Here is a 22,473-nt window from a genome sequence, read left to right as displayed (position 1 = left end):
TCATTGAGAGGCGCGGGGAGATTTGAAAGCCGGAGCGCGTCGGCGCGAGGCGGGGTCGCGAAATTTGCCAGCAGGCAAATATTTGTGACCAAATCCTCTCCCGTGCCCACCGGAGCATGGTGTAACGGTAACATCTACGATTCGGGTTCGTAGGACTCTGGGTTCAAATCCCAGTGCTCCGAAATTTGATAAAATAAAATCACGGACCATTAGCTCACTTGGTAAGGCGCTTTCCGGATGGCAGGAAGAACTTTTTGCATTACAATAGGGAATACATTGGGCCATTAGCTCACTTGGTAGAGCGCTTCCATGGCATGGAAGAGGTAACCGGTTCGATTCCGGTATGGTCCACCAAATGTCTGAACAACTATTCCCAAAAGTTGGTGTCGGGGTCATGATTTTTAAAGACGGCAAGGTCTTACTCGGAAAAAGACGAGGTTCACATGGAGAAGGTGAATATGCATGGCCGGGTGGACATCTGGAATACATGGAATCCTTTGAAGAATGCGCTAGACGGGAAGTAAGGGAAGAAACTGGAATGGAAATTGAAAACATCCGTTTTCTACGATTAGTGAATCTAAAAGAATACGCGCCGAAACATTATATTGATGTGGGGTTAATCGCTGATTGGAAAAATGGTGAACCAAAGATAGTTGAGCCAAATAAGATAGAAAGTTGGAATTGGTACGATACGAATAAATTGCCAACGCCGCTATTTGCTCCTCTTCCAACTTACTTTGAATCATTAAAAACCGGAAAAAATTTCTGGGACGCTTAATATGAAAAATTACCAACAAGAACTGGATAAATGGTTCAAGGAAAAAGACTGGCAATATTGGACACCGCACGAAATAATTGTGCGGTTGTTTGAAGAGGGTGGGGAATTGGCCCGCCTGATCAATCACATTTATGGGCCGAAAAAGAAAAAAGATGATGAAGCCAAGCAGGATTTAGAGGAAGAAATTGGCGATATCATCTATACTTTAATCTGTCTGGCAAATTCTAATGATATTGATTTAGACAAGGCTATTCGCAAGAGTTTCGATAAGGTAACCACCCGAGATAAGGATCGATATTAACTTTTAATAATATGTCTTCACTAGAATCTGAACCAAATATTATTGAAGCGGCTATTAAGGATATAAGCAGCGCTATCATAGAAAAAAATAATAGTGATGGCTTTGAAAACCAAAATGATATTCAGAATTTTATTTTTGAGCAGTTTCAGAAACACTTTCCATCTAAGGCGACTGATCTATATTCTTCAATATCATGGGATGATGAAAAGCTTTGCATTATGAGTTTCTGCGATTTTGCCCGTTCCGAGAGAAGTCCTGAAAAGGAAAGCTATCGACTGATAAATTGGGACAGCTCACTTTTTGAGAGAGCTTTAAGAGACTTTATCTTAGAAAAATAATGGGCTCGTAGTATAGTGGCAATACACCGCATTCGCATTGCGGAGACACGGTTTCGATTACCGTCGAGTCCACCTGTGTTATAATATTTTTTAGAATGAAATCGTCTGAAGAAGATGAAATGATCAGGAATTTAGAAGTTGCTGGCCTTTCTTTTCAACCACGACCAAATGTCAGACCTCTTGTCGGAGATGATCACAAGGGATCGGTGATAGAAACATACACCATTTCTCGCGAGGGGAAGATGGCAGTAATTCCAGGAGGAAAAGATGCCGCGATTAATTGAAGGAGCTGGTTACAGCAGGGCAACTGATGATTTGCATGTGGCCCGCGAAGAGCAACATCCATGTGATGTTTCCGATCGAGACGAAAGTTGGGAAGAAGCAGCGAGAAATGTTCGAAAAATGGATCCCCACGGGACCCAATCTCTAAAGCTTCTACGTAAAATCATCCAGGATGCATCACGACCAAAAAAGACGAAAACTAGGACAATAACTGCGGCCAATTAAGGCGCAGTTTTTATTTACTTGACAAAAATTCATTAAAACTTAAGGTTATTTACAGTAACGTGCTCATTGAAAGCTGTCTATAAGGGCAGTCCGAGAGAGCCATCAACTCAACAAATTTCAACAATCTCAACTAGGAGGTAGAAATGAAAAGAATTATCAAGGCCACCTTTGTGGCTTCTGTTTTGGTGATCGGGCTGCTTAACTCAGCCTGTAATACCACTCAAGGTGTTAGCTCGGATGATAAAAATCCGAGAGACGGAGCCCACCATCAACTGGCGGCCAAGACTGGCCAGTCAGGAAATGGAGACATGATCGAACAGATCGCCTCCAATCAACCGAAGCCGAACAGCACGTTGGCGAAAGGCTACTCAGTCTCGACCCCAGCTCCCGATTCAGCCATAAGCGACGACGTCGAACCGTCCGCTCTTCAATCTGCGAAAATCAGTTCGGAAAATCAGGTGGAGGTTAATCCTCATCGATTCAGTCAGAATCTGGGCTTCGGCGACACCGGCATGGAAGTGGCCGCTTGGCAGACCTTTTTGGAAGAGAATGGCTACCCCTTTATGCCGAAAGGCGTACCAAAAGGGAACTACGGCTATCTGACGGAGAAGGTAACCGCCAAGTTTCAGAAAGATCACAATTTGAAGGACGACGGCATCGTCGGGCCGATTACGCGAACATACGTCAACAAATCTTTGTTCGGGCAGGCTCCTCTGAAACCTTCCAATCTCTCCAAATCCTCGGAGTTTTCGAACAAAATGGCTGAAGGCGCGACTCAAGTGACCATACCGACGCTTTACTACGATTGGTGTCAGTACCGCTTTAACCTTCTCAGTCGGGTGAAAACCAACAAGACGAATCATCTGTTTGAAGCGATCGAACAAATGAAGGCGGTGCATGCTGTGAAGGCGGTTGATCCGCGTCCGATGCTGCCATATTTACCAATGGCTTGGCAAAAGAAGGGTTTCTACTTCGTGCCGAAGGATCAGTCGACGCCGGCTTATCAGGTATGTTTGGGGAAATCATTGCTGATCATGGAGGTGCTGGCAGGGGATCCTGACATTCAGTGGGTAATCGGACAACATCGAAATCGTCCGCGTAGGGACTATAATATCCAGTTTCTCGGAGACGATAACTGGAAGAACCAATGGAATACCCACTGTTGGGCTGAAGGGCAATATAATGGCAAACGCTATATTCTGGATCCTAGTTTCCACGCTGTGCCGATCTTAGTATCGGAGGATGGAACGGATTCCGACTACATTCCGCTTTATGGTGCCAACAGGCACGGAGTGAAAGTATTCGATGGTCGAGGTAGGACTGTTTACCTCCCACAGAAACAGGCGCCGGAACGTGAGCGCTTGACATTAGCATCTGCCAAAATGCCAGCCCAGAGACTGTAGACAGTTTTGAACATTTGAATAGAAGAGGGAAGCCGCTTGCGGCTTCCCTCTTTTTCTTTTCCTATCTTGCTATACTTTAAAAATGCCCAAAAGAATTATTCTCGGTGTCACCGGTTATCCGGCCAGCGGTAAGGACACTCTATCGAATTATTTAGTTGATCATTATGAGTTTTCCCATCTTTCAACCAGTGATATCGTTAGAACTTATATCAAGGAAAATAATTTAGGAGAAATGACTCGACCGCTGGTAAGAGAGACGGCCACGCAATTGCGTCAAAAATTTGGTGGTGATTATTTAATGAAAGAAGCCTTGAAAGATCCCCACCCGCGGCTTATTATCAGCGGCATTCGCAGTCTCGGCGAAGCCGAGACTTTAAAGAAGGCTGGTGGAAAATTAATCGCTCTAGACGTTCCAATTGAGCAACGCTATCAGTGGGCGGCTAAGCGAAAAAGAGCCAGCGATCAAATAAGTTTTGAACAATTTAGAGCGGAACAAGAAGATGAAGAAAAAAATCAGAATATCAACGATTGCAATGTGAATGCCGTTTTAGCAATGGCTGATTACTCACTTTCAGATTACAAAGATTTTGAAGATTTTTATCAGAAAATTGATCAATTAATGTCTAAGATCCTTCAATAAAGCCATTCAGATTAGCCCTTAAATTTTATAGTTTCTTTAACAAAATTTTAAATCAAAGTGCTATAATTTAGCCATGAAATCAACCGCTTTGTATAAAGTTGAAGATAATGATCTATTTTTGATAGACGGGAATCTCCAAGATCGTAAATATATTCTGAAAATCAAGGAAATGCCTGACGAGGGCAAGCCTCGGGAGAAGCTTCTAAAATATGGCCCCGGCGCTCTGTCTCTGCAGGAATTAGTGGCCGTTGTGCTAGGTACCGGTACTGTAAAAGAGGATGTTCTGGAGATGTCGGGACGAGTTCTAAAAGAATATGGCGAACGCAGTCTTGCCAGCCATATTGACCCGAAAGTCATGGCTAAAGATCTGGATATTCCGCTAATTAAAGCAGTTACTATTGCGGCTACCGCCGAACTCGGTCGCCGATTCTTTGAAAAAAATAATATGGCGCCGGCTGTTATTCGCACCGCTCGCGATGTTCACCAATATGTTCGAGACATGCACAACCTCTCTAAGGAACATTTGCGCGGCATCTATCTGAATACTCATCAGAAAGTTATCCATGACGAAGTAATTTCCATCGGCACACTTAATTCAAACATCATTCACCCCCGAGAAGTCTTTAAGCCGGCAATTGAATTCGGAGCAGCGGCTATTATTTTAGTTCATAATCATCCCTCCGGCAGTGTCAAACCAAGTAAGGCTGATATTGAAATTACTAAACAATTAATCAACGCGGGTAAATTAATAGGTATTAGTCTAGTCGATCATGTCATTGTATCTGGCGAGAAATTCGCCAGTATTGAAGCTTCTTATTGATCGACGATTTATTATGCAAAAAAGACACAAAGTAATTACTAAAGAAAGGTTCTACCTTATTCCAAGACATGACCAGTACTTGGAAGACGGAAGTCTGTACCAAGTTATCCAGGAAGATACGGCTTCAACATTTGAAAATCATTTTACGGATCTATATAAGTTTTTCTTACGAAGACTGGGACAGTTTGAAGTCAAAGCAGAATTTTCAGAAACTGAAGCTGCCGAATTAGCTAAAATTCTTAAGGAACTGATTGATCTGAAGAGAACTTTAGAGAGTCAGTAACTTCAAGCCATTTCATGACCCCTGACGCCGAACTCTATTATCAGAAGAAGCTTCAAAGGCTGGCAGATCGGGAGTTGAGGATGTTTAAGAGGACGCTGCCACAGGCAGCGTCCTCCGTCAGAAAAATTCATCTGACCGGTGTTTGCGGCACGGCCATGGGCTCTTTGGCCGGTCTACTAAAAGAAGCGGGGTATGAAGTCACGGGCTCTGACGAGGCCGCTTATCCGCCTATGAGCGATCAGATCGTTGCTCTTGGCATTCCACTTTTTGAAGGATTTAAAGCCGAAAATTTAGCAGGAGCGGATTTAGTAGTTATTGGTAATTTCTCTGGGCCAAATAATCCGGAAGCCAAATATGCTCGGGAAAACAATCTTCCAACCCTTTCAATTGCCGAGGCTTTTGATCTGTTCTTTATTTCGGGTGCCGCCAAGGGCGGCACCCGAAAATCTTTAGTGGTGGCGGGGACTCACGGCAAAACCACTACCACTGGTCTTTTGGCTCATTTATTCGAAGATGCCGGAAAAGATCCAACTTATTTAGTGGGAGGAGTTTTGAAAAATACCGATAAAACTTATGCCTATGGCAAAGGAAATACGGTCATTGTAGAAGGGGACGAGTACGACACGGCCTATTTTGATAAATCTCCAAAGTTTCTGCATTATCATCCCACCAGTGCCGTCATTACTTCATTGGAATTTGATCATATCGATATCTACGATGATCTGGCGGATTATACTCAAGCTTTTCGTTTTTTGGCCGAGAGTATTCCGGAAGACGGGCATCTATTTTTGTGGGGAGATGATAAAAATGTCAGAGCCTTAGCGGCGAGTGTCAAATGCAACATTCACTTTTACGGATTTCTAGATGACAATCAATTGGAAGCTCGAAATATTGAAACGACTTCCGACGGAGAATCTTTCTCACTTTTTGCTAATAAAAAAGAGTTGGGGCGAGTTAAGACTACTCTGCACGGAAGACACAACATCTTAAATACTTTAGCGGTCTGCGGTATGGCTCTTTCCAATGGCCTATCATTTGAAGAAATTCGTCAGGGGCTAGGGAGCTTTGCCGGCATGAAGAGACGACAGGAAATTGTCGGCGAAGTGAACGGTATCAGTGTTGTTGACGATTTTGCTCATCACCCCACGGCGGTTCGAGAAACCATTGCTTCTATTAGAGAAAAGTTTCCAAAAAGGCGATTAATAGCTTTTTTTGAGCCGCGCTCAAACACCAGCCGTCGAAAACTATTTGAAGAAGAGTACGGCAAAGCTTTTGATCAGGCCGATCTAGTATATCTCTCCGTGCCGCCACTTCGGCATAATGACAGTAAGGATGATTTTATCGATGAAGAGAAGGTAGCGGCCGCCATTATCGAGCGCGCCTCAGAAAATGGCGCGCTCGATAATGGCGGCCTACCCAAAGCCACCTTCTATCCAAAGGCGGCAGAGCTTTTGAAAGCCGCTCTGCCGCATCTCCAGTCCGGGGATGTCATTCTAATTATGTCCAATGGTTCTTTTGACGGGATTCATAAGGATCTTCTCAATGCCTTGAAAAGCCGATAGTTTCCGCTATATTTAAACGATGGACATCATTTACAAATATCGAATCCACATTGTCGTTGCACTGATTTTCGTTTTAGTAATTATTGGATTATTTAATCTTTCGGCTAAGGCCGGAAACAGACCCACTTATCAGGATGTTACCTCTTCGGATATTTTAAATGGAACATATCAAGTCTGGCAGGGGGAGGTTAGTGCTAATTTTAAAAATGGCAAGGCCGAGGACAAGACGGCCCACATTTCTTCTAGCATTGATCAGTCTGCCCTTGGAGATATTAACGGCGATAAAATTCGAGATGGTCTGGCCATTATTACTACCGCTCGTGGCGATTCCATGGACGAGCTTTTTGTCATATTCAAGCAAAATAACATTCTTCAAACCAAGGCCTTGGATATTCCTCTGACAAAAGGCAATACCGTTAGAAATATTCGAAAAGTCACTATTAATCAGGATAGGACTATAGACTTGGAATTAGACATTCTGGCTCCAAATGATCCGCATTGCTGCGCCTCTCTTCACGGTATTCATCGATACAAGTTTCAGAATAACCAGCTAGTATTGATTAAATAACTCAATGACATTTTATGTAATCGCCACTCCAATCGGAAATTTGGAGGATATAACTTTTCGGGCTGTCAGGCTTCTAAAAGAGGTTGATTTAATTTTGTGTGAGGATACTCGAGTGACAAAACGCCTTATGGCCAAATACGGCATCAATACGGTCACCATGTCGTACCATTCTCAGTCAAAACTTTCCAAGATTGACAAAATCCTTGACATGATCGAAGAAGGAAAGACTTTGGCTTTGGTCTCAGACGCTGGCACACCGACTATTTCTGATCCGGGCAGTTTACTTATTTCCAAAATTCGAGAGAGATTTCCAGAAATAAAGATAACACCGGTGCCGGGGGCCGCCGCCTTGGCGGCGGCCCTCTCCGTTTCCGGACTGCCAGCTTCGGATTTTTTATTTTTAGGATTTCTACCACACAAGAAGGGCAGAGAGACTTTGTTTAAAGAGGTCGCCGCTTCGCGGCGACCAACCGTCTTCTACGAATCGCCCCATCGTATTCTGAAAACTCTGGAAGCGCTCGGCCGGCATCTTTCGGCCGAGCGTCAAATAGTAATTGCTCGCGAACTCACTAAAATCTACGAAGAAATTGTTTCCGGCACCTCCTCTGAGATTCTTCTTTATTTCCAGAATAATCCGGATAAAGTCAGGGGAGAGTTCGTAGTAATCGTCGAGGCTAAAAAATGATATAATGCGAATATGAACAAATATATTACTAATATTGTTCTGGCCGTTGTCATTGCCATTATTCCGCTTCTGGGATTTCCGCCATCATGGCGAGCTTTTTTCATTATTGTTTTGGCCTTAATTGTGGCTGTCTCCTCCTATTTTATTTATCGGGAACAAATGGCCAGAATGCCGCGCTCCAATAAAGGCCCTAAAGCCTCCACTTTTATAGAAAACGATAGTTCCTCGAGCCAATAGTATTCTCGTCCGGAAAATTGTAAAATGCTCATATAAGGCCTAAGTTCCTTAGCATAATATGGACGACAATCGAATTACATATTTCGCCGAAACCGATTCGCGCAATCGTCGGGTAAAATTCGGTATCAAAAAAGAAGACCGTCTGAAGCACATGTATATTATCGGAAAGACGGGCATGGGAAAATCTACCATGCTGGAAAATATGGCCATTCAGGATATTCAGAATGGGGAGGGATTTGCTTTTCTGGATCCTCACGGCAAAACTGCGGAATTATTACTCGACTACGTTTCTGAAAATCGAATCAAGGATGTTTTGTATTTTGCTCCATTCGACATGGACCATCCGGTTTCCTTTAACGTCATGGAGGATGTTGGGCCGGACAAACGCCATCTTGTAGCCAATGGTTTGATGAGTGCCTTCAAGAAAATCTGGGTAGATGCTTGGAGCGCTCGAATGGAATACATTCTCAATAATATTTTGCTAGCTCTTTTGGAGTATCCTGATTCGACGCTGATCGGAGTTAATCGAATGCTGGCGGATAAAGAGTACCGAAAGAAAGTGGTAGATAATATCACGGACCCGTCCGTCCGTTCCTTTTGGATTGATGAGTTCGCTAAATATGGCGATCGTTATATGCAGGAAGCTGGCGCCGCCATTCAAAATAAAATCGGCCAATTCATTTCCAATCCACTGATCAGGAATATTATCGGTCAGCCCAAGTCCACTTTTGATTTACGGCAAATGATGGATGAGAGAAAAATTGTAATCATCAATCTCTCTAAGGGCCGAATGGGGGAAGCGAATGCCAATCTTCTAGGCTCAATGGTTATTACCAAAATCTATCTGGCGGCCATGAGTCGTGCCGATCAGAGTGAGCATCAGATGCGCAGCTTGCCCAATTTTTATCTTTACGTGGATGAATTTCAGAACTTTGCCAACGAATCTTTTGCCGACATTCTCTCGGAAGCCAGAAAATATAAATTGAATCTGACGGTAGCCCACCAATATATTGAACAGATGTCGGAAGAAGTAAGGGCGGCTGTCTTCGGTAACGTCGGCACCATGATTTGTTTTCGAGTCGGAGCTTATGATGCGGAAGTCTTGGAAAAGGAATTTGCTCCGCAGTTTACCGCCGAAGATCTGGTTAATTTGGGTTTCGTCCAGATTTATTTGAAACTAATGATTGACGGCGTAACTTCGCAACCATTTTCTGCTACCACTTTGCCACCGATTGAAAGACCGATTGTATCCTTTAAAAAGGAAATTTTTGAACATTCGCGAGCGGCTTACGCTCGACCAAGAAGGGAAGTGGAAGAGGCCATTAAGCGCTGGCATGAGGAAGCAGCAAATGCCTTGAGTGGTTCGGGAATAGGAGGCGGTGCTCGAGGGCAGGCGACGGGCGAGAGGGGCGGCCGCTTCGCGGCCGCCCCAAACCGAGACCAAGGTCAAAATCGTAGCCGCGATCAGCGGCCAAGAAACGATTTTAATCGACCTCGTGAGGCTAGTGCGGATCGACCCCGAGAGAACAGAGATGATCGGCAACCTGCTCCAGTGATGCCGCGACGTGAAAATATTCCCCGAAACAATCCCCCAGATCGGAATCGAGATAGGGAAACGCCCGAAGATCGAGAGCGTCGTGAAAGAGAATTGCGTAAGGCAATTTCCCTAGATCATTTAAAAAAGGAGGAAGTGAAAAACGACAAGAAAACTCCGACCAAAGAAAACATGTCGCAGCTCCGGGAAGCCCTGCTCTCCGTCATGGGAGATGCTCTTAATCAGCAACCTCCTGCTGTCGAAAGTCAGCCAGAAGCGCAGCCCGCATCTACCCAAGCCGAATCAAAACCTCAAACTCCATCTCAAACAGCTCCCGAAATTAAAAAACAAGAGCCAGTTTTAGCTAAAAAACCAGAACTTTCAAAACCTTCAAACCGCGAAGTCCCCGAAGAAGTTCTCCGTCGGATTTTAGAGATTTAAATAAAAATGATCCGAATAAGAATCCGGATCATATAGTTTTCATAATCTCCGAAACAGGGTGAATACCTGGAACAGTTCGCCAATCCCATTTTGGGCTGAAGCTTCCGCGATTAATAGAGATTACAAGGTTTCTAGGCCTTTGAAGAGCTGGAGTCTCCAACGGTGTCCACTCGTCGGACTTTTGTCTTTTTTCCCGCTCCTTGCGATCTCGTCTGGCGGACCAGTAGGCGAATTGGCCATTTGGACGCCTTTCTGCATAAGTATCCATATCATCAAAAAAGATGTTTTCCGCCGGAACTCCATATTCCATGAATCTTTGAGCAGCCAGCATATGAAGCCAGATTTTTCCTTCCTTCGGATTGCCAACAATGGCTTTGGGCCAGCGCTCTAGGATTTCTTCAACCATTTCTTGGTTATGGGAGCCAAATACTGGATGGTTAAAAGGGTGATCAAAATGCTCGGGCTGAATGCCAAAGCACAGCATAACCCTGAGGTTTTCTTTTTTTGAATCCCGGAATTTTTCCATTACCGCCGGTATCAGATTGCGACGGGTGGATTCACGCGGCCCATGCTCGAACGAGCTTTTTCCCAAAACTACATCCACCACATTTATAGTCAGGCAATCTGCCGGAAACATAAAGATGGCGGTTTTATCGGGCAGAATAATGCCATCAGCGTAAGCTTTATCCATACCTCGAAAGCAGCGGACAGTGCTTTCGGGGATGGTGATTAGCTGATCAAACTCGGGATAACCCGGGTCAACAATCCTACCGGATTTCCGGATTGGTCGTGGTTCGATGACTAGACCATTTTCTTTAATCGGGTCCGGAGCGTAGATTTCTGTTGCTCCAGCCTTTTCAACCATTTCAAAAATCCATCGCAGAACTGCCTGTTGAAGTAGGTCGCCGTGCGGGTATGGTTCCCGAACCGGTCCTAAACGCGTGACAGAAACTGTGCCACGTATGATATTGGTGATTCCACCAAAGACATCCATGATTTTCATCTACTTATGAGAGTAGGGAAAACTGTCTGGAAAGTCAATTAAAATCCAATTGCTCTTGCCAAGACCCGAAACCAGCCTTTGAGCCAGGCCTTGAAGTAATGAGGGTAGAATTTCTTGTAACGCTTAATGATTTTTAGATTAGTCAGAGCGCCTTTAATTTTGCGAGCGCCGGAGATGCTGCCAGTGTGCTTGCGATAAGCAGTCATGAATTCCGGTAGATTGGCCATTTTGCCGAGGAGACCAAGGCGAAGCCATAGGTCGTAGTCTTCCCAGATGAAAAGGGAAGGATCGTATACAGATATCACTTTTGGATCCACGCTTTCTGGCAAAAAGTCTGTATTTTGTAATTTTTCTTTCAGAAAAATTACACTGCTATGAGCAAATTCATTTCTTAATAGAATGTTATTTCGAATTTCCTGATCAGTAATAGCCACTGTCACCTTTTCAAGGCGACGGCCACTTTCATCAATGCGTTCAAAATTGGTACCGACTAAAACATAATTTTTATTTTCTTCTAAAAATTTCACTTGAGCCCCAAGCTTCTCATCGCTGATCCAGACGTCATCGCTGTCTAAAACGGCAATATACTTACCGCGCGCCAGCTTCAAAGCCTGATTGCGGTTGCCGGTTAAGCCCATGTTATTTTCCAGTTTGTGATATTTAATTCTCGGATCGTTTAAATATTTAGAAATAATATTTTCCGTATTGTCGCGAGAGCCTCCGTCAACAATCAATAATTCCCAATTAGCAAAATTTTGATTGATCACGCTCTCAATAGCGGCGCTAATATATTTAGCCCGATTGTAGGTAAGCATGATAATACTGACAAGCGGATTTTGGTCCTCCATATTTATATCTTGATCCAGCTGTCTGGAATTTCGTGATAATAATCGTTGCCTGTTTTAGCCAGCCACTTTTTAGGAGCCACCACAATTTTATTGGGGTTTTGATTTAGCCAGGCTGCCCACCAGCTAAAGCTTGAATTGGCAATAATGTTGTGCTCGCAAAGACTCATCAAATACACCTCTTCATAGAAGGGGATCTTTGGATTGGTAACAAAATAATGTTCATCTTTTAGGGGAATGTGCTCCTTAACCCACTCAATCTCATCCGAGAAGACGAAGACTTTAATATCGCCGACCCTACTTTTAATTATCTCAATAGCTCCGCCGTAATATTCGGTGGTCATTAGTCCATGATATTTATGAGTGGCCGGATCGCTGGCGTAATCCCCGCGTCGGACATGAAGTGAGACGGCGCTTTTACCGGAGGCGCCGGCCGCTTTAATTTCGGCCGCCGCCCGCTCTCCAGCTTCTGAAAGAGGCTCTTTTAAGCTAAATTCCCACTCCAGAATGCTTCTAATTGATTGAAAGTATTTTTCATTATGCCAATATCCATCTAAATAAACATCCCCTTTTTTCTTAAGAATTTCCGCCTCATAGCCAATGTGCTGATGCCGTAAGATTTTACCCATAACAGCCTTTTTTAATTTTGAAAAAAAGCCCCACGGATATTTTATCTTCCGGATTTCTTCAGGAGTAGCGAAATTTTCAATGATATTGAAATGATGAAGTTGATAGTCTCTTTTTGTCTCAATAGAAGGCTGATTTTCAAAACCCGTTATATCCAATTTAAAAGGGGCTTTTAAATCTTCCGCCCGTCGTCGAGCCAGAGCATATTGAAACATTTGGTTGCCCATACCGCCTTTTAATTTGACGATAATCATTTTTTTAAATTCTGGCTAGAGGCGGCGCCTGTAGCTCTACATAATTATTAATTTTAGAATGCCTAAACATCGGCATCTGGTCTTTGGTGTAAAAAACTGTAGCCTTTCTTTTTAGGGCGGAAGCCAAAGTGGCGGTACCAGTGACCAGACAGTAAAGCTCCTTAACCGAATAAAGGATGTCAATAAAATTTTCAAAAGAAGTAGTTTTCAGATAATAATCAAAATCTAAAATGGGGATTGAAGGACCGGAACGAATAATTAATTGGGCGTTCACTTGAATTTGATGGTCTTTTAAATAATTGATTAGAGTCGGAGCGGTGACAAAACCGGCACTGCTTAAATAATTCGGATCGTAAAGAACGCTGTTTTCCAAGGCTCGAATCATTTTTGGCTGATAATAAAGCTCCGGCTCGTGATAGCGTTTGCCATCATCAAGCCCAAGTTCTAACATGATTTCATCAAGAATATTAGATCCCTCCCGAACAGCCTGAAAAGTAGGGTAGCGACCGCCTTTGTCAATAAAGCCGTCAAGGTGGGGATTTAGCTCCCAAAGAAAATGCCGATAATCTGGATTTCGGAGATTAGAGCGATTCGAAAGATAGACCTTCTCGTAAGCGCCAGTTTCCTTGGCAATCCGAGGAATATGGCTATAAAAAAGGTGATCGCCAATGCCGCCGTTTTTGATTTCTAAAACCAACTCTTTACTCATAGGTTTTTATTTCTTTGTCTTGGGTTTTTTCTAGCACCATTTTAATCCAGCGTTTTTCCCGCGGTTTATAGATATAGTCGTGATAAAGCAATCGCCAAAGTCTGATTAAGATGTTTGGGCGTTCGCTCTTCATGCATCTATTTTAGCATTTCTTTCAGACGCAGGTAGAACCTGAACCACGGACTATTATTTCGCCAGCCTTTGTTATTTTGAAGTCTTTCGTGTTTACCCTGATCAATGGAATAGCCAAAATGATCCTGGTAAAAATTTAAAAACTCGTGAGCCTGTTTTTCCAGATTGAGATTTTGCAGAATAAACTGGCGGGGTGCGTAAGTGGGCCAATCTTTCTCGAAGAGGGAGAGGGCGGCCGGAAAATCGTCTAAGCTTTCGATTTTCCGGCCGCACTGTTCCGAGAAATAGGGTGCCGAGGTTAGCTTTACTCCATACTCTTTTTTACCTTCATCCACCACTAAAATCGGAATATTCATTGATAAAGCCTCCAAGAGCGCCAACCCCTGACTCTCGGGGCAACCCAGCCAGATAATATATTTAGTTTCCGCCAAAGCCTTTTTAAAATCATCTTCTTTGTAATCTCCGTAAACAAATACTTTATAAGGAGAATATTTTTTAACTTCCGTTATTACTTTTTCGAGTTCAGATGGCTGACGCATTTTAAAATAAATCATAACGGTATTTTTCGTAGAGTTTTGTGGTTTAAATTGATCAGTATCTACTCCGGCTGGCCAGACGGCAATTTCAGTTTGGTTAAAGCCACGCGTTCTCCAAATATTCGCTACCTCTTGTGATGGCTGTAAATAAAGCGCTCGATTCAAATCGAGGTTTGATGGAATTTCTTCCGGATTAATAAATAAATTCGGACCCATCAATACTTTTACTCTTTCCGGTAGATTTTTTATCTCGGATAGAGCTTGAATATCGTCGTGTACCCAAAGCATATTGGTAGAATCCAGAGCCCGATTTAAAACATAAGGAAAACCGATTTGATCAAGGCCGGCCATTAAGTTAGTGACGACTTTTTTCGGACCGCGAACCTTTTTTTCTAAAACTGAACGAGAGATGATATTGATCATAGCTGGGCAATTCTAAAGAGGACGGCCACTCTTTTCCGTACTCGAGGAAACAACATCACGGAAAGTGGCCCCAAAATATAAGAAATTAAAGTGGCTAGAGCCGAGCCGTTAATGCCGTGACTAGGAATAAGTAAGAGGTTTAATATGACATTTAAGAGCATGCCGATGATTGAGCTGTAAAGAACATATCGCACCATCTTTTCTGTGATTAAAAATTGATTGATGACAAAACCAATCCCGACTCCGAGACCGGACCAAACGTACAATTGAAGGACACGATAACCCGTCACGAAAGCCGGCCCGAAAACCAGATTCATTAGGAAATGAGCAAGGATCGTAACAAAGATTCCAGCTGAAGCTGACAAGGCCATGAGCAAGAGAGTTAATCTGATTAACCGTTTGGCGTAAAGCTTCTCGTCCGTCTGATAAGCGTTAATAATGGAAGGGAAAAGTGAGCCGGTTAGAATAGCCGGAATAAAATACCATAATTCCGAAAGTCGAACGGCCGGATCATAAATACCGACGGCCTTTACGTCAATCATGTAATTTAGAAGGACTTGGTCAATTCGGGAATAAATAGTGGTAAAAACGACAGAGAGCATCAGCGGGAAAGCTTCAATGACGATCTCTCTAGCCAAATTCTTATTAAAATTCCAGCGCAAGGGCGAGGAATAATATTTTTGATAAAAGAAGATAAAAAAAACGGCGTAGAGAAATGGCTCCAGAGTATAAATAGCTCCAAAATAGAAAACTCCCTTGTGATAATAAACTACCAGAAGTTTTAAGATGGCTAGAATCACCACTACAATCATGGTGGCAATTGAAGGTAGATGTGACTCGACTTTAGCCTGAAAAGAATAAATGATAATGCTGAAAGCCTGAAAAACAAAGGCTAGGGAGACGATGGCCATTGTATAGAAAATGGTCTGGTCGCTATTAAAAATGCGTCCGAAGGAAATAGCCAAAAGCATGGCCAGAAAGCCGGCTGCCAGCCGCAAGATAATACTGGTACCTAGAAATTCATTTTCCCGCTCCGGATATTTGATTAAATCCCGATAGATTACTTGATCGAGTCCAAGAGAGGCCAGGAAGCCAAAAAGACCGACGAAGCTGATAGCGTAATTAAGAATTCCGTTATTGACCGGTCCTAAATAGCGCACCACAATAGCGGTAACGAAGAAACCAATAACCATGCCAAAAAGCCGCTGGCTTAATAACCAACCGGTATTTTTGAAGTACCTGATGAATCCTTCCATTACTTTATTTTACTACAGATTCATCAAGCCACTTTTCAAAACGAGAAATGTTATTTTCAATCAAAAATCTTTCCGCTTTCTGGCGGGCCGCCTCTCCCAAAGCCTCGAGCCGGCCCGCCTTCTTCAATTGAATAAATTCTTCCATAAAATTCGCGTACTGCTCCGCGTCATCTTTGTCTGCCACTCGTGAAAATGTCGGCTCCAGATACTCCAATTGAGCATTCCAGATGTGAGAGCGATGAGTGATAATCGGTTTTCCACAAAGCATTGATTCAACAATATTCAGGCCAAATGATTCACCGTCGTGACGAAAGTGCGCCAGAGCATCAATAGATTGATGGAATGCCCAGATGTCTTTTTCACTGGACGAAGAAGGCAGAAAGTGAACATTGGGAATTCCTTCTTGTTGAACAATTTCTTTCAACTTCGAAGGGGGAGACATTATAAGGTAGTGAGCGGTTGGATTCTCAGCCACTACTTTTTTGAAAGCACCAATGCCGATCTTGTCAAAAATTCCGTTATCCGTCCGGCCAATTCGTCCGAAGACCATATCGGTCTCCTTAATATTAAATTGTCTTCTCAGGTCTTCTCCCATCTTTTTTGACTCAGCTGGTGGTCTTTCGGAAGGAACTGGCAACACTTTGATTTTATTTTCCGGCACGATAGGAGAGAGTTTGGCCGCCACTTCCTTGGAAATGCAAAGGTGAAAGCGGATATTATCCTGAACATTGGGTTGCCCGAATATATTTAATAAAATAATCGGAATGTTCTTAATTGCACTGAAAGGATAGAGGGCAGCGCCCGTACCGGCTACCACCAATAAATTAATTTTCAGGGTCTTTAGCAGCTTTTTTATCTCAGGATTCATACCCTTTATGAAAAAAGGGGGATTAGGGTTTTTCTCTTTTAGATCAAAAGGAACGGTAATTACTCCACCTTCTCTGACGTAATTTAATCTTTCTCCATAACCGGATTTTATCTCCCTGAAATTCTTATATAAAAGATAGACATCATATTTTTCCTTATTTAAATATTTCGCCAATATCTGGAGAAACTTCTCCGTTCCGCCAAAACCGAGAATATCATCGTGATAAAATAGGATTCTTTTTTTGGAATTGGAAGCTGGCCGGTCCAGCCATCTGGAAAAAGTTATATAAAAAACGACATACCATTCTCGCAGCAGCCAGTAGATTTTTCTCTGACTTTTTATTTTTTTATTAAATTCAGAGAGAGACATCCCTAATCATTTAGATATTTGTAGGCATTTTTCTCCAAGAGTGAATAATTTTTCTTATACCATGCCAGAGTTAGATCAATCGCTTCCTCAAATTCCACTTTTGGTTTAAATCCGAGCCCTCTGATTTTCGAAGAATCAAGATATTGATCCGGAATTTCGATGAAATTGGCCGGCTTTTCTATGGTTACCGGTTTAATGTTAGTTATTTTTGCCGCTAACAGACTAATAACTTCCTGAACACTTCTGATCTTCGTGCATTTTTCAAGATGAGTCGTTTCCTCTTTAGTATAAGAGCCAAAGTTGAAAGCCGGCCAGCCATAGATAGTGTGCCCGCTTTTTGGAATATTGCTTTGGTTGGGCCCGTAATAGTCTGCGAGTCTTTCTCCCAGAATTAAATAAGCGGAGATGATATCGTCAACATACATGTACTCTCTTAAAACTTTTTCATTTCCAAGATTAATAACCGGAGCTTGGCCGGCCAGAAGCCTCATGATGGTTCGAGGAATCAGCCGAGTGAAATTCAGATCTCCGGGACCGAAAAAGTTACAGGCCCGACTGATGGCCACCGGCAGATTGAATTGAAATACATACATTTGAGCCAGCATGTCAGTCGAGACTTTTGAAGCACTGTATACATCAAGGCCCCGCAGTGTATATCCTTCTTTATAAGGCAACGGCTCTAATTTATCCGTGGCGTGGTCGCCGTAGGATTTATCGGTCGAGGCGACAATAACCCTAGGAATGTTATTGATCCTGGCGACCTCTAAAAGATTAAGAGTGGGAATAATGTTATTTTCCGCCGTCGAAAGAGGGGAGTTAGCTGCGTCACTAACAATAGCTGTGGCCGCCAAATGATAGATAGTGTCTATTTGGTGGCGATCACATATCCGCCTAATCTCCTGATAATTAAGAAGATCACAATTCTCAATATCCGGCGAAGCGTCATCATTAGAAAGCAATTTTAGAGTTCGGAGCGGCCGATTATGTCTAATGGTTGTTACTACCACTGCCTCTTTTTTCAAGAGTTCTTTTATAAGATGCGAAGCGGCAAAGCCTTCTCCACCCGTTACCAATACACGCTTGCCGAACCAAAAATCTTTATTGGGGCTCATATTCGTTTTAGTCTATCATCTGTTGAATATTTTTTTAACCGCTCTACCGAGGCGCTTAACTTTATTCCACAAGCCGTTAAAAAACCAACCAACCTTCTCGTAGAATCTCATCCGATATGTATTCTTTATTTCCGTTCGACCGACTTTTCGCCCGAAAATCCCATATTTATATTCTCCCGCCAAATCCCAGAATTCCAATTGCCATTCCGAAAGATTTCTGGCCCACCACTCCTTACTGCGAATATACCAAAGTCTCTGCTGGATATTTAAATCATAGGGTTCATGAAAATATAGAACAGAGCCCGTTGGCAGCACGTTAATTTCTTTCAGGAATTCTCGAACGTAGTAATCCTTAATATGTGAGAGAACAATGGCAGTCGTTAAAAAAACCGGTTTTTCTATTTCCAACCTTCTCAATCCATCAATCATATCCGCTTCTATAAATTGAACGTTCGCTGAATTTTTGTTTATTTCCTTGGCCGTCTCAACGGCATGCTCGGACGGCTCAATGCCAATTACCTTTGAAAAGAAAGGTGCAGTCTTTAAAAGCAACCACCCCGTGCCGGTGCCAATGTCAATATGAGTGTCAATACTGCCGGCAATTCTCTCGACGGCCGCTTTAAAACCGTTTTGAGCATACGTATCTAATTCATCATATCTTTTAACGATCTCCAGAGATCGCTTCAAATCAAAAACACTCTGGTAATCAACGTCATGCACTTTATAACTTTCCAAATCCTTTTTAATCATTTCTTTTAAATGCCTTGAAGATTGCCGAAAAAATAAAATTGGTATTCTTAAGATAACTTAGCCACGGAAAGGGAAAAGGGCGAGGGTCAAGTTTTCGATAAATTTTCCATTTTTCTTTTTCATCTATGGGTCGTCCGAGAAAATATTCAAACACCTCTGGCCCGCTATTTAGCCAGTTTTCCTCGTAGATGAATGACTCTTGCCATTCCAAACGCAGATAGTTGCTAGGATCATTTCTCTGAAGTCTGATTCTACTTCTATTCACCACCTTGGAATGAACGTGCATGAACTTAAACGTAAATTGAAGAATGTTCCCCTTTAATTCTATAATCCAGCGATGGTGAGAAGCTCCGGCGAGACCCCTAGCTTCCAGGCCGAAGGTGGTTTCGTATATTCTGGAAGGGATCTCAATATACCCGGCCTTGCTAATTCTAATAAGTTCCGAGCAGACCCATAGAGGATCTCGAATATCTTCGAGCACATGCGAGCAGATGCTGTAATCAAAAAATTTGTCCGGAAAGGGAAACGGAGCGCGGGAACAAATATCAAATTCTTTATAGGTCTCTTTGGAAAAACAAGTCTCCCCATCACCTTTTAACTGGCTCCAGTTAATTGATTCGTAGGGAACATAATCAATAAGATAATTTGCCCGCTTGAACGGAGCGATAGCACCGCCCACATCCAATATTTTCTTGTCCGAACCAAGCCCTGAAAGAATCTGCAAGATGGGTTTTTCCGCAATTTTTATCATTGGCTAGTTAAACTTATGTCTTAGAGCGTTTAATTTTACTAAAATCGGACCGTATGTCTGACTTTTGGGTAATCGGCCTACCCTTTTTAGAAATTCATCTTTAAGATCAGAGATGTGCCAAATTTCGAGCGGCTCAAAAAAAAGAATTCCATATTGATCGAATAAGTTCAAAATCTCTTTTTTATATTCCGAATAATTAGCAGTTAGGGAGGAAATTCCTCTCAACTCTTGTTGGTATACATTTGGCAAGGGACCTGTCTTAACTCTAGAGGAGTCCAAAGTGATGGAATAAGTATGATTTATTCGTTTGGCATTCCTTCGACCATCCACCAGTTCCTGCATTCGATACCAAGCTTGTTTGTATAAATTTCTATTCCAAGCCAAGAACTGAAGGTGAAAGACTACTCCTTTTTCCGACGGAAACTTTAAGTCCTGATCATTTGAACCGGGAGTTCTTCCTTCGGATAAGTTTTTATTTTCAAAAGTAGCTTGACCATCGTCGGCAAAAATAAAATCTTTATATAAATTATACCAAGCTCCATCTACCCTCTCGTACGGAGCTGACTTCCAAAGAGTAACCCATCGCATCGAAAGTTTTTGTCCAGCCTTCAGGCCAGAAATTATTTTTCGTCCATCTCTTGAAAAATTTTTGGAAAAAATTTCGTCAGCATCGAGGAAAACAAGATGAGTGCCGCCCGCTTGGCGGGCGGCACTCAGAAGAAGATTGCGGCGCCTCGACATATTAACCGTCTTTTCGGTTGATATTTCATCCTCACTCATTTCAATTATTTTTACACCAGCTGATTCTAAAATCTGTCGTGACTGGTCAGTTGAATTGTCGTCCAGCGCAATTATTTCATCGGCAATTTCTTGCATTGACTTTAGATAAAAAGGCAAAACCCATTCCTCGTTTTTGACTGGCAATAAGGCGATGATTTTCATACCCTGCATTTAATATTGTATAGTATTAAAAAAGCATGAAAAATGATAGGGAAATTAAAATTAGCGCCATAACCACTTGTTATAAAAACGGGGAGAAACTCCTGCCGGCTTTTCTGGATTCTCTGGCCGCTCAGACTAACCGAGAAAGAGTAGAAGTGGTGCTGGTTCATTACAATCCCAATGAAAGAGAAAAGAAAATGGTGGCTGATTTTCAAGTTAAAAATCCGGGCCTATTGAATTATGTTGTGGGACCCAACGAGAATGTAGCGGCAGCCATGAATCGCGGTATCTATGCGGCCAAAGGAAAGTATCTTTGCATCTGGAATATAGATGATTTAAGAACGCCGGAGTCCCTGACTCTAGAAGAATCAGCCTTGGATGCTCATCCGGAAGCAGCTTTTACTTATGGAGATTTCATTATGGTGAACGAATGGCAGAAAAAAACCGGACGAAATATTACTTTGCCGGAATTCGATAAGAGGGAATTCATTAGAAGCATGCCGCTCGGCCCTTATTATATGTGGCGCAAAGAAGTGAATGAAAAAATCGGCTACTTTGACGAGCAATATTTTTCGGCCGCGGATTTTGATTTCTCGGCCAGAATGTCAACCGAATTCGACGGAGTCAAATGTCAGGGCCAGCTCGGCTATTATTTGGATATTGGCGGCGGAATTTCAACCGGCAAAGGATCTTTGTCAAAAATTGAACGAACGGTAGTGGAATTACGTTACGGATCTTATCGAAAGGTGGATTTCTTGTATTTATTCCGGGCCAGAAAATACAATATTGAGAATGTTTTGAATGGCGATAAGTGGATCAATATAGATCTGCTTGCTCCTCACCGGAAAAGCTACATCGATCCAATTTATTGGTGGCTTTATGCCATAGTTAGGTATCCTTTCTGGCTAATTAGAAGAATTCTGAACCACTTTATCAGGGTGTATTACCAAAAATCCTAATGAGTTTTTTTAAGGTGTCTTTTTATTTTGTTTTTTATCTTCTCCGGAAGTAACTTACGCAGAAATCTAAAAAATGGGTTGGTCGGAATAAAGATAAATTGTCTACGGTTCTCGATTAAAGATTTTATTCTCAAATCAATATTTTGCTGGTCAAAAAAAGTAGTTTTTATCTCATGTCTTAAGAAAAGGGCCAGGCCGCTTCCGGTTTCATCGTGTTTTTCCTGATGGGCATTATAAAATCCTTTTTCCTTTAAAAATGTCTCTAAATCTAGGGCCCGCGTGGATTCTTTGTAAGTTCTGTCGTCTTCATTCAACTCCAAAAAAAGGGCTTTTGTCTGATTCAATAAGGATCCCGCTCCTTTGAGAATCGGAAGCTCAAATCCCTGCGCGTCAATCCAGAGTAGATCAAAATCCCTCCCAGCAAGACTCTCAATGCTATCTAGCCTCCGCACCTCCACTTTATGTATTTTTTTGATTTTTATTCTTTCACTTTCTCTAATCTCGAGCAGGGAATCATTACCGGTAATATTAGCTTCATATAGATTAGTTACACCGTTCGTCTCTCCACAAGCCCAATTAAAACAGTGGACCTCCTTATTCTTTTTATAATTTTCTTTAAGATAATGAAAGTTGTGAGGATTGGGTTCAAACGCCCAAATGTTTGGATTGGGCCATTTAAGGAAAGAAATTATCTCCTCGCCTCGCCATGCACCCACAACAATAACGTTTGACCTCTTCCCACCAATGATTTGTGGCAGATTATCTTCAATATCCCATTGAAAGATTTCATAGTTAGGGATCTCTCTTTCTCTCAGTTTTAAGGTGGGGTATCGAGACATA

At 42.5% G+C, this 22,473-nt stretch carries 28 protein-coding genes and 2 tRNA genes; 17 read left to right on the top strand and 13 right to left on the bottom strand.

All coding sequences use genetic code 11. The annotated features are described in order from the left end of the window. Positions 1–278 precede the first annotated feature (278 nt). From VFA52_02695 to VFA52_02620, 16 genes are all read left to right on the top strand, one after another. Positions 279–354, top strand: a tRNA-Ala gene (locus VFA52_02695). Between the two features lies 1 nt (position 355). Further along, a complete protein-coding gene (locus VFA52_02690) occupies positions 356–778 on the top strand; it encodes an NUDIX domain-containing protein (GenBank protein HZS43105.1) in 423 nt (140 codons plus the stop codon). A gap of 1 nt (position 779) precedes the next feature. Beyond that, the gene (locus tag VFA52_02685; GenBank protein HZS43104.1) at positions 780–1,079 is read left to right on the top strand and encodes a MazG nucleotide pyrophosphohydrolase domain-containing protein; all 300 of its coding nucleotides are present in this window, start codon (positions 780–782) and stop codon (positions 1,077–1,079) included. Positions 1,080–1,090: 11 nt separating this feature from the next. After that, entirely contained in the window at positions 1,091–1,417 is a 327-nt protein-coding gene (locus VFA52_02680; protein HZS43103.1) for a hypothetical protein, read from the top strand. 1 nt (position 1,418) lies between these two features. Further along, positions 1,419–1,489: transfer RNA gene (locus VFA52_02675), tRNA-Ala, on the top strand. A gap of 23 nt (positions 1,490–1,512) precedes the next feature. After that, positions 1,513–1,701: a hypothetical protein gene (locus VFA52_02670; protein HZS43102.1), complete on the top strand. Its 189-nt coding sequence runs from the start codon at positions 1,513–1,515 to the stop codon at positions 1,699–1,701. Beyond that, positions 1,685–1,924, top strand: a complete 240-nt coding sequence (locus VFA52_02665) for a hypothetical protein (GenBank protein HZS43101.1) — start codon at positions 1,685–1,687, stop codon at positions 1,922–1,924. The genes VFA52_02670 and VFA52_02665 overlap by 17 nt, the downstream gene beginning before the upstream one ends. 143 nt (positions 1,925–2,067) lie before the next feature. Further along, positions 2,068–3,327: a peptidoglycan-binding domain-containing protein gene (locus VFA52_02660; protein HZS43100.1), complete on the top strand. Its 1,260-nt coding sequence runs from the start codon at positions 2,068–2,070 to the stop codon at positions 3,325–3,327. Between the two features lie 82 nt (positions 3,328–3,409). Next, positions 3,410–3,967, top strand: a complete 558-nt coding sequence (locus VFA52_02655) for a nucleoside monophosphate kinase (GenBank protein ID HZS43099.1) — start codon at positions 3,410–3,412, stop codon at positions 3,965–3,967. A 73-nt stretch (positions 3,968–4,040) separates the two neighbouring features. Beyond that, the gene (radC, locus tag VFA52_02650; protein ID HZS43098.1) at positions 4,041–4,787 is read left to right on the top strand and encodes a DNA repair protein RadC; all 747 of its coding nucleotides are present in this window, start codon (positions 4,041–4,043) and stop codon (positions 4,785–4,787) included. A 13-nt stretch (positions 4,788–4,800) separates the two neighbouring features. Next, positions 4,801–5,070, top strand: coding sequence for a hypothetical protein (locus tag VFA52_02645; GenBank protein HZS43097.1), 270 nt, complete (start codon positions 4,801–4,803; stop codon positions 5,068–5,070). A 14-nt stretch (positions 5,071–5,084) separates the two neighbouring features. Next, positions 5,085–6,632 carry a Mur ligase family protein gene (locus VFA52_02640; protein HZS43096.1) on the top strand — a complete coding sequence of 516 codons (1,548 nt, stop codon included), beginning with the start codon at positions 5,085–5,087 and terminating at the stop codon, positions 6,630–6,632. A 19-nt stretch (positions 6,633–6,651) separates the two neighbouring features. Further along, complete coding sequence (locus VFA52_02635) at positions 6,652–7,200, top strand: hypothetical protein (protein ID HZS43095.1); 549 nt, start codon at positions 6,652–6,654, stop codon at positions 7,198–7,200. 4 nt (positions 7,201–7,204) lie between these two features. Beyond that, a complete protein-coding gene (rsmI, locus tag VFA52_02630; GenBank protein ID HZS43094.1) occupies positions 7,205–7,885 on the top strand; it encodes a 16S rRNA (cytidine(1402)-2'-O)-methyltransferase in 681 nt (226 codons plus the stop codon). A 12-nt stretch (positions 7,886–7,897) separates the two neighbouring features. Then, a complete protein-coding gene (locus VFA52_02625; protein ID HZS43093.1) occupies positions 7,898–8,122 on the top strand; it encodes a hypothetical protein in 225 nt (74 codons plus the stop codon). 58 nt (positions 8,123–8,180) lie between these two features. Beyond that, on the top strand, positions 8,181–10,097 hold the full coding sequence (locus VFA52_02620) for a type IV secretory system conjugative DNA transfer family protein (GenBank protein HZS43092.1): 1,917 nt from the start codon (positions 8,181–8,183) through the stop codon (positions 10,095–10,097). A gap of 28 nt (positions 10,098–10,125) precedes the next feature. Here VFA52_02620 and VFA52_02615 read toward each other — a convergent pair whose 3' ends face one another. From VFA52_02615 to VFA52_02560, 12 genes are read right to left on the bottom strand one after another with little or no spacing between them, the layout of a single operon-like run. Further along, the gene (locus VFA52_02615; protein HZS43091.1) at positions 10,126–11,100 is read right to left on the bottom strand and encodes a laccase domain-containing protein; all 975 of its coding nucleotides are present in this window, start codon (positions 11,098–11,100) and stop codon (positions 10,126–10,128) included. A gap of 38 nt (positions 11,101–11,138) precedes the next feature. Further along, complete coding sequence (locus VFA52_02610; protein HZS43090.1) at positions 11,139–11,948, bottom strand: glycosyltransferase family 2 protein; 810 nt, start codon at positions 11,946–11,948, stop codon at positions 11,139–11,141. A gap of 2 nt (positions 11,949–11,950) precedes the next feature. Next, positions 11,951–12,826 carry an alpha-1,2-fucosyltransferase gene (locus VFA52_02605; GenBank protein HZS43089.1) on the bottom strand — a complete coding sequence of 292 codons (876 nt, stop codon included), beginning with the start codon at positions 12,824–12,826 and terminating at the stop codon, positions 11,951–11,953. A 4-nt stretch (positions 12,827–12,830) separates the two neighbouring features. Then, positions 12,831–13,535, bottom strand: a complete 705-nt coding sequence (locus tag VFA52_02600) for a hypothetical protein (GenBank protein ID HZS43088.1) — start codon at positions 13,533–13,535, stop codon at positions 12,831–12,833. Further along, positions 13,528–13,668 (bottom strand): hypothetical protein, encoded by a 141-nt coding sequence (locus VFA52_02595; GenBank protein HZS43087.1) that lies wholly within the window; start codon positions 13,666–13,668, stop codon positions 13,528–13,530. Before VFA52_02595 ends, VFA52_02600 begins: the two co-directional genes overlap by 8 nt. 4 nt (positions 13,669–13,672) lie before the next feature. Next, positions 13,673–14,626 carry a hypothetical protein gene (locus tag VFA52_02590; GenBank protein HZS43086.1) on the bottom strand — a complete coding sequence of 318 codons (954 nt, stop codon included), beginning with the start codon at positions 14,624–14,626 and terminating at the stop codon, positions 13,673–13,675. Then, the gene (locus VFA52_02585; GenBank protein HZS43085.1) at positions 14,623–15,882 is read right to left on the bottom strand and encodes a flippase; all 1,260 of its coding nucleotides are present in this window, start codon (positions 15,880–15,882) and stop codon (positions 14,623–14,625) included. The genes VFA52_02590 and VFA52_02585 overlap by 4 nt, the downstream gene beginning before the upstream one ends. A 4-nt stretch (positions 15,883–15,886) precedes the next feature. Further along, positions 15,887–17,119: a glycosyltransferase family 4 protein gene (locus tag VFA52_02580; GenBank protein HZS43084.1), complete on the bottom strand. Its 1,233-nt coding sequence runs from the start codon at positions 17,117–17,119 to the stop codon at positions 15,887–15,889. A gap of 2 nt (positions 17,120–17,121) precedes the next feature. Then, on the bottom strand, positions 17,122–18,231 hold the full coding sequence (locus tag VFA52_02575) for an NAD-dependent epimerase/dehydratase family protein (GenBank protein ID HZS43083.1): 1,110 nt from the start codon (positions 18,229–18,231) through the stop codon (positions 17,122–17,124). A 15-nt stretch (positions 18,232–18,246) separates the two neighbouring features. Beyond that, complete coding sequence (locus tag VFA52_02570) at positions 18,247–18,981, bottom strand: class I SAM-dependent methyltransferase (GenBank protein HZS43082.1); 735 nt, start codon at positions 18,979–18,981, stop codon at positions 18,247–18,249. Then, positions 18,974–19,732 (bottom strand): hypothetical protein, encoded by a 759-nt coding sequence (locus VFA52_02565; protein HZS43081.1) that lies wholly within the window; start codon positions 19,730–19,732, stop codon positions 18,974–18,976. Before VFA52_02565 ends, VFA52_02570 begins: the two co-directional genes overlap by 8 nt. 3 nt (positions 19,733–19,735) lie before the next feature. Beyond that, a complete protein-coding gene (locus VFA52_02560) occupies positions 19,736–20,674 on the bottom strand; it encodes a glycosyltransferase (GenBank protein ID HZS43080.1) in 939 nt (312 codons plus the stop codon). 35 nt (positions 20,675–20,709) lie between these two features. Here VFA52_02560 and VFA52_02555 point away from each other — a divergent pair, with 35 nt between their 5' ends. After that, entirely contained in the window at positions 20,710–21,633 is a 924-nt protein-coding gene (locus VFA52_02555) for a glycosyltransferase (protein ID HZS43079.1), read from the top strand. On the opposite strand, the gene VFA52_02550 is transcribed toward VFA52_02555, so the two are convergent. Beyond that, entirely contained in the window at positions 21,630–22,472 is an 843-nt protein-coding gene (locus VFA52_02550; GenBank protein ID HZS43078.1) for an FkbM family methyltransferase, read from the bottom strand. The two genes, VFA52_02555 and VFA52_02550, sit on opposite strands and share 4 nt — an antisense overlap. Position 22,473: the final 1 nt, after the last annotated feature.

This window comes from Candidatus Paceibacterota bacterium (genome assembly GCA_035652395.1).
Classification (GTDB): domain Bacteria; phylum Patescibacteriota; class Minisyncoccia; order Phycocordibacterales; family CAJBRS01; genus JADGRH01.
The sequence above is the reverse complement of the archived record's forward strand: the minus strand, read 5'-3'. Positions and strand labels throughout refer to the sequence as shown.